Origin of the sequence: Thalassotalea hakodatensis (assembly GCF_030295995.1) — a bacterium.
Lineage (GTDB): Bacteria > Pseudomonadota > Gammaproteobacteria > Enterobacterales > Alteromonadaceae > Thalassotalea_C > Thalassotalea_C hakodatensis.
Map to the genome: position 1 here is coordinate 145,961 of NZ_AP027365.1, position 16,475 is coordinate 162,435.

The 16,475-nt window shown below is 39.0% G+C and carries 15 protein-coding genes; 11 read left to right on the top strand and 4 right to left on the bottom strand.

All coding sequences use genetic code 11. The features are described from left to right. The first annotated feature begins 20 nt into the window (after positions 1–20). Together glpE and glpG are read left to right on the top strand one after the other, a co-directional pair. Entirely contained in the window at positions 21–326 is a 306-nt protein-coding gene (gene glpE, locus QUE72_RS00630; protein ID WP_175573087.1) for a thiosulfate sulfurtransferase GlpE, read from the top strand. A 27-nt stretch (positions 327–353) separates the two neighbouring features. Continuing rightward, positions 354–1,208, top strand: a complete 855-nt coding sequence (gene glpG, locus QUE72_RS00635) for a rhomboid family intramembrane serine protease GlpG (protein ID WP_286270889.1) — start codon at positions 354–356, stop codon at positions 1,206–1,208. A gap of 33 nt (positions 1,209–1,241) precedes the next feature. Here the strand turns inward: glpG and QUE72_RS00640 are convergent, their stop codons facing one another. Further along, on the bottom strand, positions 1,242–1,625 hold the full coding sequence (locus tag QUE72_RS00640) for a flagellar basal body-associated FliL family protein (protein ID WP_074497423.1): 384 nt from the start codon (positions 1,623–1,625) through the stop codon (positions 1,242–1,244). A gap of 149 nt (positions 1,626–1,774) precedes the next feature. Here QUE72_RS00640 and QUE72_RS00645 point away from each other — a divergent pair, with 149 nt between their 5' ends. Both QUE72_RS00645 and ubiA read left to right on the top strand, forming a co-directional pair. After that, entirely contained in the window at positions 1,775–2,362 is a 588-nt protein-coding gene (locus QUE72_RS00645; RefSeq protein WP_286270891.1) for a chorismate--pyruvate lyase family protein, read from the top strand. Next, positions 2,359–3,228: a 4-hydroxybenzoate octaprenyltransferase gene (gene ubiA, locus QUE72_RS00650; RefSeq protein ID WP_286270892.1), complete on the top strand. Its 870-nt coding sequence runs from the start codon at positions 2,359–2,361 to the stop codon at positions 3,226–3,228. Before QUE72_RS00645 ends, ubiA begins: the two co-directional genes overlap by 4 nt. Before the next feature lie 46 nt (positions 3,229–3,274). On the opposite strand, the gene plsB is transcribed toward ubiA, so the two are convergent. Both plsB and QUE72_RS00660 read right to left on the bottom strand, forming a co-directional pair. Beyond that, positions 3,275–5,710 carry a glycerol-3-phosphate 1-O-acyltransferase PlsB gene (gene plsB, locus QUE72_RS00655; protein WP_286270893.1) on the bottom strand — a complete coding sequence of 812 codons (2,436 nt, stop codon included), beginning with the start codon at positions 5,708–5,710 and terminating at the stop codon, positions 3,275–3,277. An 84-nt stretch (positions 5,711–5,794) separates the two neighbouring features. After that, the gene (locus tag QUE72_RS00660; RefSeq protein ID WP_286270895.1) at positions 5,795–7,897 is read right to left on the bottom strand and encodes a winged helix-turn-helix domain-containing protein; all 2,103 of its coding nucleotides are present in this window, start codon (positions 7,895–7,897) and stop codon (positions 5,795–5,797) included. Between the two features lie 226 nt (positions 7,898–8,123). Between QUE72_RS00660 and QUE72_RS00665 the strand changes: the two genes are divergently transcribed. The 7 genes from QUE72_RS00665 (at position 8,124) to QUE72_RS00695 (ending at position 16,207) form a co-directional block, all read left to right on the top strand. Next, positions 8,124–9,368, top strand: coding sequence for a nuclear transport factor 2 family protein (locus QUE72_RS00665; protein ID WP_286270896.1), 1,245 nt, complete (start codon positions 8,124–8,126; stop codon positions 9,366–9,368). A gap of 137 nt (positions 9,369–9,505) precedes the next feature. Beyond that, positions 9,506–10,327 carry an alpha/beta hydrolase gene (locus QUE72_RS00670; RefSeq protein ID WP_286272932.1) on the top strand — a complete coding sequence of 274 codons (822 nt, stop codon included), beginning with the start codon at positions 9,506–9,508 and terminating at the stop codon, positions 10,325–10,327. 80 nt (positions 10,328–10,407) lie between these two features. Further along, entirely contained in the window at positions 10,408–11,031 is a 624-nt protein-coding gene (gene lexA, locus QUE72_RS00675; protein ID WP_074497440.1) for a transcriptional repressor LexA, read from the top strand. A 566-nt stretch (positions 11,032–11,597) separates the two neighbouring features. Continuing rightward, positions 11,598–13,100, top strand: a complete 1,503-nt coding sequence (gene coxB, locus QUE72_RS00680; protein WP_286272933.1) for a cytochrome c oxidase subunit II — start codon at positions 11,598–11,600, stop codon at positions 13,098–13,100. Between the two features lie 12 nt (positions 13,101–13,112). After that, positions 13,113–14,702, top strand: coding sequence for a cytochrome c oxidase subunit I (gene ctaD / locus QUE72_RS00685; RefSeq protein WP_286270898.1), 1,590 nt, complete (start codon positions 13,113–13,115; stop codon positions 14,700–14,702). A gap of 47 nt (positions 14,703–14,749) precedes the next feature. Beyond that, positions 14,750–15,292: a cytochrome c oxidase assembly protein gene (locus QUE72_RS00690; protein ID WP_286270900.1), complete on the top strand. Its 543-nt coding sequence runs from the start codon at positions 14,750–14,752 to the stop codon at positions 15,290–15,292. 30 nt (positions 15,293–15,322) lie between these two features. Next, the gene (locus tag QUE72_RS00695) at positions 15,323–16,207 is read left to right on the top strand and encodes a cytochrome c oxidase subunit 3 (protein ID WP_074497451.1); all 885 of its coding nucleotides are present in this window, start codon (positions 15,323–15,325) and stop codon (positions 16,205–16,207) included. A gap of 28 nt (positions 16,208–16,235) precedes the next feature. Here QUE72_RS00695 and QUE72_RS00700 read toward each other — a convergent pair whose 3' ends face one another. Continuing rightward, positions 16,236–16,445 carry a DUF2909 domain-containing protein gene (locus tag QUE72_RS00700; protein WP_074497455.1) on the bottom strand — a complete coding sequence of 70 codons (210 nt, stop codon included), beginning with the start codon at positions 16,443–16,445 and terminating at the stop codon, positions 16,236–16,238. Between the last annotated feature and the right edge of the window lie 30 nt (positions 16,446–16,475).

Below are 16,475 nucleotides of genomic sequence, written 5' to 3' on the forward strand. Positions count from 1 at the left end.
GCGAAGTAGGGTTTAAACATATGAATATTAGCGATCTGCATCAGGTACTTGCAGATAAAAGCCACGTAGTTGTTGATATTCGCGATCCTGCTTCATTCCAATCGGGGCGAATTCCAGGCGCATTGCATTTAACCAATGACAATATCAGCGACTTTGTACGTGAAGCAGACCTAGACGCTCCTCTAGTCGTATGTTGTTACCATGGTCATTCAAGCCAACAAGCCGCACAATTCTTAGCGAGCCAAGACTTTACAGATGTGTACTCGCTTGATGGCGGCTTTGTGGCGTGGCAACAGTCTTACCCTGAGACGGTTGAAACCGCGTAAATCTTTTCTATTAGCTAGGTTCGTTTTATGTCTGATATTCAGCTTTCGCCGTTAGCTGCGGTTAAAGAGCATTCAATAGCGTTGTTATTTGCAAATTATTTACGCGCTCAGCAGATTTCGAGCGATGTTCGCCCGCATGAAGGTGAATTTGTTGTACTTTGTGATCAACAACATGTTGAGCAAGCAAAAGACTATTTTCAAGAGTTTGTACAAAACCCTTATGCGGAAAAATATCAGCAGGCGGCTTGGCAAAGTGGTGAAGCGGTACACGTTGAAAAATCAGCGTTAACAGCTAGCTTTAAACAGCAATTTTTATCGCATGCAGGCTTAGTTACCTTAGTTATTTTTGTTTTATGCTGGCTAGTTTTTATTGCATCAGCATTGGGCTGGAAACAATCATTGTTCTTTGAGCTTCGCTTTTTTACACAATTATCCTTAGCGAACTTGGTCAGTGAACCTTGGCGATTAGTAGGGGCGGCTTTTTTTCATTTTTCATTACTGCATATTGTGTTTAATACTATGTGGTGGTGGCAACTTGGCGGCGCCATTGAAAAAATGATGGGTAAAACTGAATTACTCAATGTCTTTTTTGTCTCCGCTATTTTATCCAATTTCGGCCAATATATCGTTTCAGGTCCTAACTTTGGCGGCTTATCAGGTGTGGTGTATGCTGTTTTTGGTTATGTTTGGATAGCGGGTTGGCTAGCGCCAGAAAAAGGCTTACACCTTGCCAAGCCTATCATCGGTTTTATGTTGTTTTTCTTATTGTTAGGTTTTGCAGACTTATTGCCAATTAATGTCGCGAATACTGCACATACAGTAGGCTTGTTATCAGGGTGTTTTTTGGCGTGGATGCGTTTTGGAAAATGGAGCCAGCGTTAACACTGGTGCGCTGACTTCAATTAATAATAGATTTTAGTTATCAAGCCATTGAGTAAACAGTAACTTTTTAATTAATGGTTGACCTGTTTCCTGAGTAAGCAGGCTTTTTACTTTTTCTTCACACAGCTTTTGAATTTCATGACGGCCATTAATCGATTTTATTTTGGCTTCAGGTTGTTGACCAATAATACTAATAATCGCGTCTCTTAAAAGGGGAGCATTGTGCTCTACCGCCTCATAATTAGCGGAATCTTCGATCATTAATTCTACTGATAAACGCACGTAGCCCATTTTCTTTTTAACGGCGACGTAGTTAGTCACAATCTGGGGTTCGAAGCCATAGTATGCGTAGTCAGCGGCAAGTGTTTTTGGCGCAAAAGTACTTAGCAGTAACAGGGTAAAAAGCAAAAATTTCATAAAAAACAACCTGTAATTCAGTAATATCTTAATCAATATTGTTCATTATTGTAGCCTTGTTATTGTAGTTTTTCACCATTAATTATCGATCTTGTCAGAATAATCCTGATATCATACGTTCGGCAGTTTTTATCAGAGTTTTTGAGGTAATGATCGAACAGCAGCAAGAAATGGTGACATTTCCAATTACTTTACCGGCAACATGGTGCGCCGCACACACAGCAACGCTAACACCACTATTGCGTGATTGGTTGCTTGACCCAGGCTCCTTAACACAACGTTTAAAGCAGCATTGTCAGCAGTTTAAGGTGCATGTACTTGGGCAACAGGTTGAGCCATGCTCTGCCCTTGAAGCAAATGCTGATATTATTGAAGGCGAACAAGTTTTAGTGCGTGAAGTGCTATTATGTTGCGATAACGTGCCTCAAGTATTTGCCAGAAGCCTATTGCCATTAACGTCTCTCACTGGTGATGAACAAAAATTAGCGCACCTAGGTACACAGTCGCTAGGGCATGTTTTATTTACCAATCCTAAATTGCAACGGAAAGAAATAGAGGTCGCGTGCTTTGACTCATCTACTAAAGTGGCTCAGTTAGCACGTTCATATCATTTATTCAGTGAATTACCCATCTGGGGGCGACGTTCAATATTTCTCGTTGAGCAAAAGCCGTTAATGGTTGCTGAAGTTTTTTTACCACAAGCGTTTGCATACCAACAGGCGGTGATTGATTCATGAGCCAAACGATAACCCTAAAAGAAAAATGGCAAGCCGTTAAAGACATTACCCGTATGGATAAGCCGATTGGCACGTATTTATTATTGTGGCCAACATTGTGGGCGTTATGGGTGGCTGTGGACGGTTGGCCTTCCTTACATTTACTGGCGGTGTTTACCCTAGGTGTGTATGTAATGCGCTGTGCAGGATGTATCATTAATGACTATGCCGACAGAAAAGTTGATGGTCATGTTAAGCGAACTGTTAATCGACCTTTAGTTACGGGAGCTCTTACCGAAGAACAAGCACTGTGTTTATTTGGTTTTTTTATTGGTGCAGCGTTTGCTCTAGTGCTTACACTTTCTTGGTACACAATTTCACTTTCATTGGTGGCATTGCTGTTAGCGGCGAGTTATCCGTTTATGAAGCGTTATACCCATTTCCCACAAGTCGTTCTCGGTGCTGCATTTAGTTGGGGGATGATCATGGCTTTTGCTGAAGCAACCGGTGAAATACCTACTGTTGCTTGGCTACTGTTTGGTGCCAATTTATTGTGGACGGTTTCATACGATACTATGTATGCCATGGTTGATCGCGATGATGATCTAAAAGTGGGTATAAAATCTACAGCTGTGCTGTTTGGTAAATATGATAAAAAAATCATCGGGGCGTTGCAGATAACAACGCTATTAATGTTGATGGCAGTCGCAGAAATATTGGCATTTGGTTGGCCGTTTTATTTATCACTGGTGATTGCGGCTGCGTTGTTTAGTTATCAACAAATGCTTATTGTTAATCGCCAACGAGATGCCTGCTTTCAAGCATTCCTACATAATCACTGGGTAGGGCTAGTGATTTTCATTGGCATCATCATCGAACATTTATAGAACCGATTGTGCTCCCTAGTGACTTATTCGTCACTAGGCTATGTCTTTATCGTGCAATACTTTGTAAAACTGAAATATCGACTAAGTTGTTCACGTTTTCTTTTAAGGTAATTAGCGTACTATTCGGCGTTAATTTACCACTGTCATCTTGTGCGAATATTTCTTGTTCTTTCATGCTGTTAATCAGGGTTGACTGAGCTTTCTTATCAATAAACTCTGGCGCATTAATATTATTTACCACCGATAAACGTTTTGCGATCGATACCGCTTTTTCACTTAATTCATTCTTGCTAATCGGCGCTAACCGCGTAGCAAGAGAAGTGATAATGGCGAAACGTTGTAAGGTTTCATCAGCAACTTCGCCCAACACTTGTACATAATTTTGCGTTTCGGTATTTTCAACTAAACTCCAAAAACCTGCTTTGGTTTGTTTAGCAATATTTTCTTGGCTAAGAAAGTGTAAAATATTGTCGATTTGCTTAGTTACTTCTGTTGAGCATTGCCATAAAAATAAATCATTTTTTAACAACACAATAAATTGTTGAATTTGTGTATGTATACCTTCATGACTAATTTTGGCTGTTCTATCAAGTAAACGACAGATTAACGCGGGTAGAATGTAAGCATGTAATACGTTATTGCGGTAATAACGCATTTCTAAGGCAGCAAAATCACCTAATGAAATAATGTCACCACAACTGTCTTTATCAACGATCACTTTTTTCAGTGCGATAACATCAGCTAATAAGGCGCTGCCAGATACCTCTGGAATGGTTAACTCATCGCTATAAGGTACTGCTTTTTGTAAAGATAGAAAAAAGTTAAGTAAATATTCAAGTTCACTGCGTGGTAGCGCCTTATTTTCCGTAGCATGCAAAACCATAGCTACAAGCGAGACACCATTTAGTGCAGCACATTTATTAATAGCCACCATCACTTGGTTCGCAAGTAAATTCACGCTTGGTGTTAACCAACTGGGCTTTTGAGGGTCGACAGGGTCAATATCGTCTTTCCAATTTTCAACATGTTGATTTAAAAATTGGTTGATGTTGATTGGGGTACCAAAATTGACAAAACCTTTACCGTAATTGCGTAAATTTTTGATCGCTTTTAACACGCCAAAAATAGATTCATTTTGTTTCTTACTACCGCTCAATTCCTTATAGTAAGTGCCTACTTCCATAACATGTTCGTATCCAAGGTACACCGGTACTAATGTAAGTGGTCTATTAATGCCGCGTAACAAGCTTTGAATGGTCATAGCAAGCATGCCTGTTTTCGGCTCAAGTAATTTACCGGTTCTGCTGCGACCACCTTCCGAGTAATACTTTACTGAATACCCGCGTTCAAATAATAACCCTAAGTATTCGCGGAAAATAGCGGAATACATCCTATTACCTTTAAAACTACGACGAATAAAGAATGCGCCCGCTTTTCTAAAAATAGGGCCTGCTGGCCAAAAGTTTAAGTTAATACCGGCGGCAATTCTGGGTGTAACCAAACCTTGTTGGTAAATAATATAGGTGAGTAATAAGTAGTCCATGTGGCTACGATGACACGGCACATAAATAATTTCCTGACCGTCATCAGCAAGCTCCCGCAAGGTATTAGCATTATTAACATTGATACCGCTATATAACCTATTCCACAGCCAATGTAATACCCGTTCGCCAATGCGGATCATACCTTCGCGATAATCACCGGCGATTTCATCCATAATGATCAGGGCTTGTTTTTCAATTGCCTCTTTCGATATACCTTTAGCCTGTCTTTCATCTTCCATTAATCGCACGATTGAAGGGTTTTTTAATAAGGTTTTAAACATCTGCTGCCGGTGCATTAAGCGCGGGCCGGTTGCTGCTACTTTTTGGCGATGAAAATGGAAACGAGCAACACGTAACAGCTTATGTGCGTTACTTTCGTCACTACCAAATTTATCGGTCATATAGCGGATAGATAACGGCTCGCTGAGCCTTACTAACGTATTTCGCCCTAGAAATAAGACAATAAAGAATTTTTTTAGCCAACTTGGTGATTCTTGTTCTGCAAGTACTTCTCGTACACCGGTATTATGTTTTTCTATGGTAGGTTTTCGCCCCCACACTAAGCTTGCCGGTATCAGTTGTGCGGCAAGGTTTTCATCTTGTTCGTGCGCGTTAAGAATTGATAAGCTTTGCTGCATTGCACTCGATGCTTTTCTGCTAAATAACAATGAACTGGGTGTATCTATACATATGGTACGGGGAAAAGCTTGCCCTTTGATCATGACAGTAGATAATGGATCAGGCAGTGCGAGTTTTTTGCAGGCTTTTTGCAACGCCAGCAAGTCGCTAGCAGAACGATGCCTGACAATATAAAAGATTGGCTTGCTCTCACTATCGGTGAGTTTTTCTGATAGCTCGTCGGCGACGATTCGACATTTTACCCAAAGAAATATTGGAAATTTTAATAGAAGATAAAAAAAACTTCTCAACGCTGACATCTTATTTACTCATTATTGTGTGAACAAGAATTGTAGCATTATGAAGATGTGTTGTCTTTGCTTACGCGGGTGTTGCTTTTAATGCTAATCATCAGTGCCAACGGTTCTGTGAATATCACCCCCTAGGCTTTCTAAATGACTAACCATGACGCCGTGTTCCGCTACATCATAGCCATAGTAACCTTGTAGCAAGTGTTTACTGGATTGCCCATTGCTATTCAATGGTGTTTTAACTATGAAATAATCGCCTTGCTGTCGGGTTGCATAGTATAAGTTTTTATTGAATATTTTAAGGTGGATATATCCGCGAGGCATAACAAAACCTGTATCTATGACGGGTAAATTTTCTGCAGTCAATTGTTGTTTGAATTCTTCGAGTTTCGCTTTGAAAAGCCGATTTGTTGTTTGCTCAATTAAATACACATGTTCAGGGCTTTTATGATCAAGTAAGAGTTGTTTCCAGCGTAAGTCTAACGTTTGGTTATTGTTCGAATATGTGGTGATAATAGCAGGTGATTTCTGATTCAGTGAAGTGACTGCCACGGTATGATTATCTATCCAATCGATATTTGTGATTGGAGACTGACTAGTGAAAATTTTCTCTTCTTCAGTTAAAGAGAGTGTAGGATTTTCGCGATTTAGTGCTGCACGAGAAATTTTCCATACGTTATTTTGCGTCGCTATTAATAGCGTTTTATCATCAGGGCTTAGCTGTATAAATTGGAAGACATAATATTGTTCGAAGTTAGATAAAACAACCGCGTTACCATTAGCTAGATTTCCCAAATAGAGTTGGCTTTTTCCAGAGCGTTTAGACGAAAAGATATAACGATTTTCATGATGAAATAACGCAGGGATAATATCGTATACCGTTGAATTATTGATTATTAGCTTATCATTGCTATTGGTTAACCACTGATTACTAAAATTTGGTGAGCGAGTAGAAAATAGGATCGACTTATTATCATTGTGTCTAATCATATCACGTGATAAAAAGTCAGAAACACTGACGACAGAGTGGGCAGTTTTACCCTCAAGATCTGCTAATAATATTTGATGGGATGGCGGCGGAGCAAAATAATAAACATGTTTACCATCATGATGCCATATTGCTTCCGACACAAAATAATCCAACTGTTGATGTTTAACTAATTGATTTGTTGTTAAGTGCAAAACATAAAATTGCGTATTCCGTTTGGAATTCGTGTTCATGATTAACATTCTTTCACCATCTGGTGATACATCAAAAGCATGGTTTCCCATGCCCAAAGGTGAAGGTTGAAACAGTAACGATATTTGGTTGGTGTTTAAATCGTATTCATACAATTGAAAGCTCGTTTGCTCGGGTAAACGAGCACTATAAAAAAGGTGGTTTTTATTATTATCAAAATAAATATTACCCAAGACCATTTCAGAGCAATCAAATAACGGGGTTAAATTTTCCAGTTTCTGGTGTATCACCTGTGCTTTGACGACATAACATTGTTTCTGCGCCTGATGAGCAAAATACACTGACACTTGCTTAGTGCTATCATCCTGTATCCCTGCAATCAGTTTAAACATTGACACGTTATTAAGCGCAATTTTGCTTGCTTGTCCTGAGGTTAAATCTTTAAGCCACAGTTCTGTGTTCTTTTGATTTAGTTGCTCTCTTAAATACAGTAACTGGTTAGTTGAAGGAATGATTCTGGGTGAATGCTCTTGACCAGCTTGCCTAGTGATCTCCAAGGTGTGACTAGGTTTATCAAGCTGGCCATTATCATGCTTTAATAGTGTGAATAACAAGATGCTTAGCAATATCAAGGAAAATATGGTGCTGAATAGCAATGTTTGACTATTTTTTGAGTTATTGGTGTGTTCGGCGGAAGCTGTTTCTTTTTCGAACGCTTCTATAGGACAAATTAACCGATAACCTATTTTGGGTACTGTTTGTATATAAGTCGCATTTTTAGGGTCGTCATTGAGTATTTTTCTCAGATTTGCGATTTGCTTGTTCATAGCATTATCAGTGACATAACGACCCAACCATAAACGCTCAATGATGGCTTCTCGTGTTAACACTTGATTAGGACGTTCAATAAAAAGCAGTAATAATTGAAAGAGTTTAGGCTCAATGGCTATTTCTGTTCCTTGATGAATAAGTTTGCCGTGCGTGATATCGACACAAAATTGACCTAATTTGATCATTGATTAATTACTGCTTTGAACACTAATGGTTGAGGTACTTTATTCTGTCAGAGTTTCACACAGAGTTGAAATTAATCACCTTCAAAATCGTTATAAAATGCGCAATAAACTAAAAATTCACTTTTAATTCAGCTTTTTTCCCTAAGTTTTCACAACATTACACACAAATTGTGTGATGTTGTTTGTTGTTATGTCATTCAATGTATAAACACGATGAGGGTTAGTTATGACGATGATTTTAAAAGGTTCTTGGTTGATATGGTTGCTATTAGGGATGATCGTTTTTTCACCCCATCAAGCTAATGCAAATGAAGAAAAATACTATGCTTCGCTTCGTTATAATCATGTCTCTTTACATGCAGAAACTAAAGGTATTTTACCTATTTCACCACAACAGGCTGCAAAGCAACCGCACTATGTTTTTAAGTACAATGAGGCGGAAAAGCTGGTAGAGATAATTAACAATACTTATCAAAATGCAAAACTTCATCCGTTAACGCATTTTGCAGTAAAGCGCGTAAAAATTGACTATTCTACAGGCAAAAAAACACTTACCTTTTACGATATCAACAATAAAAGAATGCCAAATATTCGCGGCGTATTTAAAGAAGTGTATCGTATTGATGATACTGGGTTTGTTGAACAGCTCAATTTTTATGATGCAGATGATAAAGCGATGGAATCGCGTTGGAACATTGCTGAGTATCGCTGGCGCAAACATAACAACTTGGTGATTGAGCAACGATTTAATACTGCAGGCGTAAAACAGCCGTTATCACCTTATTTCCCCTTTAATGACACTGCGATTGAATATGATGATGCTGGCAATCCTTACCGTCATTTTAACCTAGATAAGGCGCTTAATATTGTTAATAACAAAGACGGTATTGCTTATTACGAAGATACATACAATGAGCTGGGTTTGCATATTAAATATGCTTATTATGATCAGAACTACCAATTGACGCTCAATGCATGGGGCTTTGCTTACGCAATAAAACACTATGATAGCCAAGGACAATATACTGGCCGAACAAAATATGACTTGCAAAGCGAAAAGATACCTAATTTACTTCCTAAGGCGGTGCTGAATGATAAAAAAGAGATTGAAGCCATTAAACAAGTATCAATTGATTATCTTAACGCCTTAAAACAATTAGACCCTAAGTTAATGAAATCAGTCATGCACCCTGACTTGTCAAAACATACGGTACCACCGTTTCCTGCCCCAAATGGTGAAGTTTCTTTGCGTGAAACGACTTATCAACGGATGATTGAACATGCAACTTACTGGAACCGAAGCGGTATACGCTTTCCGCCTATTATGACGAATCAAGTCACTGTATTAGATCAACACAACAATATAGCCACGGTGAAAATGGTTTCAGATAACTGGATTGAGTACCTGCATTTAGTTAAATTGAAGGGTAAATGGCAAATTAAGAATTTGTTGTGGGATTATAATCGTTAATCATGTAAAGGTCTGTTGCTCTTCGTGTTTCGTTCGAACAAAATTTAATTTCGGAAGATCAACAGACTCAAGGAATCACTGTGCGAAAAATAAAGAGTAAAGTAACAGCGGGTGTGATTAGCATCTTGTTAATAGTTATGGGATATAACATCAGTCAACAATATAGGCAGGAATACACCTCTAGTTATATTGATCAAACCATTTATTCTGAAACACTTGATGAACATAGAAAAGTTTTTATTCGTTTACCTAAAACGTATGATCAGAACAAACAGTATCCGCTCATTATAAGATCAGACGGGAATTTTAATTTAAAACGTTGGGATGAGTCGTTGCATTCATTAAGTGAACAGCAATTAGCTGAAGATACAATTCTAGTCTCAATACCTAATCTATTTTGGCAAGATACCCGCAACCGTGATTTAGTCCCCCCTTATGCAAGAAAGGATGTGAATATAGAAGCTCGTCCAGCTACAGAAAATAACCCAGAAATCTTTGGCAAAGCAGATTTGTTTTTAGCCTTTATTGAAAAAGAACTCATACCGCATATTGAAAAACAATTTAATGTTAATCAAAACCGAATATTAAGCGGCTTCTCAGCGGGCGGAAGTTTCGTGTTATACACCCTGGTAAACAAACCAGAGCTATTTACTGGCTATTTTGCCTTCAGCCCCGCAGCTTGGTATGACGACTCCGTGGTGGTAAAACAATTTAGTAAACATTTAGCTAACACGTCAGGGAAGCCGCTGTTTTTATATTTAAGCTTAGGCGCCAAAGAGAATGATATTATAACTGGTTCATTTGAAGGGCTACTTGAAGCGTTAAAAACAAAGGCTCCTAAAAATTTGTATTGGCAATCTAGCTATAGTGCTGATGCTGGCCATGCGGACAACCCATTTATTTCAGTACCGAAAGCGTTAAAAGCATACGATAACTTTGTTGAAAGTTTAAAAAATTAAAAGTTTTAATCACACAGTTGCGATTATTTACAGGCTGTATATACTAACAGTGAAGCTGTCCATATATACAGGGAATAACCGTGAGCGAGTTTAAGCCATTAACTAACAGACAAGAACAAATTTTTGATCTGATTAAAGAGAAAATATCAGAAACTGGTATGCCGCCTACCCGTGCAGAAATAGCGACCTTTTTTGGTTTTAAATCTGCTAACGCTGCAGAAGAGCACTTAAAGGCGCTTGCTAAAAAAGGTTACATTGAAATGTTACCAGGTACCTCTCGTGGTATTAGGTTAGCTGACGATTTTGTTGAGGAACAAGGTTTACCTTTAATAGGTAGAGTAGCCGCAGGCGAACCTATTCTTGCACAAGAGCATGTTGAAGAAAGGTACCAAATTGATGGTAGTTTGTTTCACCCTGCAGCAGATTACTTATTACGAGTGAACGGCGAAAGCATGAAAGACATTGGTATCTTCGACGGTGATTTGCTTGCCGTTCATCAAACGACTGATGTACAAAATGGTCAGGTTGTTGTGGCCAGAGTTGAAGATGATGTAACGGTGAAGCGTTTGAAGCGAGATGGTAATGTTGTATACCTTCATGCTGAGAACGAAGACTTCTCACCGATAAAAGTCGATTTAACCAGCCAACATTTCAATATTGAAGGTTTGGCGGTAGGTGTAATTCGATCTGCCGATTGGATGTAAATAATTGTATTGCTGGTAAACAGGTATTATCGCTTTTTCTGGGGAATAACACCTGTTTTTCATTCTCTTGATTAAAAATCAACCTTTAATTGCTAAATCTTCATATTAACCAGTGCTCACTACCAAATAACCCTGTGTATAAGTGCTTTTCTGTTTAAATAATCGCCATCTATAATAAAGCGAAGAAAAAACTTTTTTAGAGTAAATGCTTAAAAAGTATACATTTGCGCTATGCCCTGTGTAATGCACCCTCCAGTCGTTTAGAGTTTATACTCAATTGTATTTATTATCTTTTTATTGCTTATGTCGATCAAATTAAAAATTGACCCAGATCAAATATTAAGTAATTCTAGAACAGAAAGTAAACAACACTAATAATAAGGCGAACTTTCACCTGTTTAAAAAATCGCCATAAAAAATAACAATAAAATCGCATCAAAAACATAAGTAAATAAGAGCTAAGTAATACTAAAGTACTTTGTTTTTGACTTAGAAAGGGTATAAGGAGATGTCGAGTGAAAAGACGTAACCTAGGTTGGCTGTTATCTGGAATTTTATTTCCCGGTATGGCTTGGGCTGATTCAACGTTAAACATGACCCCTGGGGTCACAGAGATAAGTAACGAAGTATACGGACTACACATGTATGCTTTGTATATTTGTACGGGGATAGGTGTTGTTGTATTTGGCGCCATGATCTGGTCAATGATTTTCCATCGAAAGTCGAAAGGCTTTAAACCTGCAACGTTCCATGAAAGCACTAAGGTTGAAGTGTTATGGACAGTAATTCCTATTATCATTTTGATCGCAATGGCATGGCCAGCAACCAATACGTTAATCGCGATGGAAAATAATGATAATTCTGATTTAACCATTCAAGTGACTGGGTCTCAGTGGAAATGGCATTATAAGTATTTTGATCAAGACATTGAATTCTACTCTGTATTATCCACTCCGCGTGAACAGTTCGATAACAGAGCGGGCTTAGGTGACGTAAAAGGCGAAAATTATCTTTTAGAAGTTGATAAACACTTGGTAATTCCAGCCAATAAAAAAGTACGTTTTCTGATCACGTCTGATGATGTAATTCACTCTTGGTGGGTACCGGCATTTGCTGTTAAACAGGATGCCAATCCGGGTTTTATCAACGAAGCATGGGCAAACGTACCTGAACCCGGTATTTATCGCGGGCAATGTGCCGAGTTATGCGGTAAAGATCATGGTTATATGCCTGTGGTTGTTGAAGTAAAAACAGAGCAAGATTACCTTGCTTGGGTTGAAGAACAAAATCGCCTGAAAGAAGAAGCAAAAGCTGCTGAAGCGGCGTCATTAAATGCATCATTGTCGATGGATGAATTAATGACCTTGGGTGAAACTACATACACCGCTTATTGTGCAGCATGTCATCAACCAAATGGTTTAGGATTACCACCAGCATTCCCAGCATTAAAAGATAGTGCTATCGCGAAAGGCGATGTAAATGCGCACATTGATATTGTGTTTAATGGTAAAGCAGGAACTGGTATGCAAGGTTATGGTAAGCAGCTGAGTTTGAAAGAAATAGCTGCGGTAGTAACTTATGAGCGTAATGCTTGGGATAATAATACTGGCGATACAGTACAAGCCAGTGATGTACAAGCAGCGTCAAGTGGTTCAGAAACCACGACCGAAGCTACACCTGTTGAATCTGATGTCACTGAAACTGAAACAGTTGAGCAAGTTGCACCGCCGGAAGAAGATCTGAGTAAAACTTATTCACTAGAAGAGCTAATGACAAAAGGTGAAGAAGTATATGCAACGCGATGTGCGGCGTGCCACAAAGCGACAGGTGAAGGCTTACCACCAGCATTTCCTTCCTTAATTGGTAGCCCTATTATCACAGGTGATGTGTCTGCCCATATTGATATTGTTGTTAATGGCAGCAAGAAAAACCCAGCGATGGCAGCTTTTAGCAGTCAGTTAACGAAAACAGAAATAGCCGCTGTTATTACTTATGAGCGAAATGCTTGGGGTAATGATTCTGGTGATCTTGTGCAACCCGCCGATGTTGATGCGGCAAGTGCTAAGTAAGGAGGACGAATAATGACTACTGATACTATTCACGACTCGCATGGGCACGATCATCATGATCATAAAATGACGGGTATTAAACGCTGGCTTTATACAACAAACCATAAAGACATAGGTACATTGTATCTATGGTTCTCTTTTATTATGTTATTAGTCGGTGGCGCTTTAGCGATGTTAATTCGCTTAGAGTTGTTCCAACCAGGTTTACAGTTTGTTGAACCAGACTTTTTTAACCAATTAACCACCGTACATGGTTTAATCATGGTATTTGGTGCCATTATGCCAGCCTTTACAGGGTTTGCTAACTGGATGATCCCAATGATGGTAGGGGCGCCAGATATGGCATTACCTCGTATGAATAACTGGAGCTTTTGGATTCTACCTTTTGCTTTTGCTATTTTGCTGTCATCATTTTTTATGGAATCTGGCGCACCAAACTTTGGTTGGACATTCTACGCTCCGCTTTCGACGACATTTTCGAATGGCAGTACAGCATTCTTTGTATTTGCGGTTCATATCATGGGTGTGTCATCCATTATGGGGGCAATCAATGTGATCGTCACTATTATGAATATGAGAGCGCCTGGTATGACATATATGAAGATGCCGCTATTTGTGTGGACATTCTTTATCACCGCCTATCTATTGATAGCCGTAATGCCAGTACTAGCCGGCGTGGTAACCATGGTGTTAACCGATACCTATTTTGGTACTAGCTTTTTTGATGCTGCTGGTGGTGGTGACCCAGTTATGTTCCAACATATCTTTTGGTTCTTTGGGCATCCAGAAGTATACATCATGATATTACCGGCTTTCGGTATTGTATCTACGATTATTCCTACTTTTGCGCGTAAAAAGCTCTTTGGTTACAGCTCAATGGTATACGCAACTGCATCTATTGCCTTTTTATCGTTTATCGTATGGGCGCATCACATGTTTACCACGGGTATGCCATTATTTGGTGAGCTGTTTTTCATGTATTGCACCATGCTGATTGCCGTACCAACAGGGGTTAAAGTGTTTAACTGGGTAGCCACGATGTGGCGAGGCGCAATGACGTTTGAAATACCGATGTTGTTTTCATTGGCGTTTGTTATTTTATTTACCATTGGTGGTTTTTCTGGATTAATGCTGGCATTAACGCCTGTAGATTTCCAATACCATGATACGTATTTTGTAGTAGCGCATTTCCATTATGTCTTGGTAACAGGTTCATTATTTTCAATTTATGCTGGCGCATATTATTGGTTACCTAAATGGACCGGCCATATGTACAACGATAGGTGGAGTAAAGCACATTTTTGGTGTTCGTTAATTTCAGTCAATATTTTGTTTTTCCCAATGCACTTTTTAGGCTTAGCGGGCATGCCTCGACGTATTCCTGATTACGCGCTGCAATTTGCTGACTTTAATAAATGGGTGAGTATTGGTGGTTTTGCGTTTGGCTTATCACAGCTAATTTTCTTAGTAGTCGTGATTAAGTGTATTCGCGGTGGTAAAAAAGCGGAAGCAAACCCTTGGGAAGCTACCGAAGGCTTAGAGTGGACCGTTGCAAGTCCTGCGCCTTATCACACTTTTGAAACACCACCAAAAATTGATTAATCAATAGTGGATAACGAGTAATAGTTTAGCAACAGTAAGGAGAAAATATGTCTAAAGGTACAGATCAAAATATTCAAAAAACGGTGAAAAAGCTTATGCTGATCGTTTTTGCAATGTTTGGTTTTGGCTTTGCTATGGTGCCTTTATATGATGTGTTTTGTGATATTACTGGTTTAAATGGCAAAACGTCTAATGTTGCTGCACAAGAGAATCAAGAGGGTATTGATAAAAGCCGCTTGATCACTGTGCAGTTTATTAGTCATTTGTCTAAAGGGATCCTATGGAAATTTGAACCAATGGTTAAGGAAATCAAGGTGCATCCAGGGGAAATGAAACTCGTTAAATTTTATGCGAAAAATGAAGCCACTCATGACATCATCGGACAAGCAGTACCTTCTGTTTCTCCGGGAAGAGCGGCTATTTATTTTCAAAAAATAGAGTGTTTTTGTTTTAACCAACAACCTTTAAAAGCGCAAGAAGATGTGGAAATGGCATTACAGTTTTATGTTGATACTGAGCTGCCAAAAGAAGTCAGTACCATCACCTTGTCTTATACTTTATTTGATATTACTGGTCGAATTGAGTCATAACGGTTAACGCGAGATCACAGGGGAAAAAAGATGACAACAAAAGAATATGAATCTTATTATGTGCCCGCCAAAAGCCATTGGCCTATTGTTGGTGCTGTAGCTTTATTTTTAATTGCCGTTGGTGCAGCAAATTACGTCACTGACCTTAAAAATGAGCAATCTGGTTTCGGCGGCTATATTTTAATAGCGGGTATCGCACTTGTTATTTATATGGTTTATGGCTGGTTTAGTAATGTGATCACCGAATCGATGGCAGGTAAATATAGCCATCAAATGGACACCTCATTTCGTCAAGGTATGAGCTGGTTTATTTTTTCAGAAGTGATGTTCTTCGCCGCCTTTTTTGGTGCACTTTTTTATGCGCGTATGTATTCCGTGCCTTGGTTAGGCGGTGATGGCAATAATGCCATGACCTTCGAAGTATTGTGGCCTGAATTTACTGCTCAGTGGCCACTCATAGCAACACCAGATGGCACAACGACGACAGCAATGGGTTGGTATGGTTTACCACTGATCAATACGGTTTTACTATTAACATCGTCTGTTACTGCGCATTTTGCACATGTTGCCTTAGAAAAAGATAATCGTGGACAACTAAAATTTTGGTTAGGTTTTACTATTTTATTAGGGGTCGTTTTCCTTTATTGCCAAGGCCTTGAGTACGCCCATGGTTATGCAGAAGAAATGAAGCTCTACTTAACCAGCGGTATATATGGCAATACCTTTTATTTACTGACAGGATTCCATGGTATGCACGTTACTTTGGGAACGGTGATGTTGATCGTGATGTTTATACGCATCATGAAGGGGCATTTTACGCCAAAAAATCACTTTGCTTTTCAAGCAACCAGTTGGTACTGGCACTTCGTTGATGTAGTGTGGGTAATATTGTTTGTGTTTGTCTATATTATCTAAAATTAATGGCACGCTGAGCGTGCCATTTTTAATATGGGCGAGGGTTTGGTGTGATCACACCTGTTAAAACCCCAACAAGTAATAACAACACAATCACAACAGAAGTCATCACGCGACGTCCAATAAACTTCGACATACTGGGCTTATTGGGGTCGTTTTTACTCATCAAGCGTAGTGCTTGAAATAGGTTATAAATCATATATATGAGTAAGCCTATAATAATTACCTTGATGATCATTGTTCCCTCTATTTAATTATCTATCGGTGT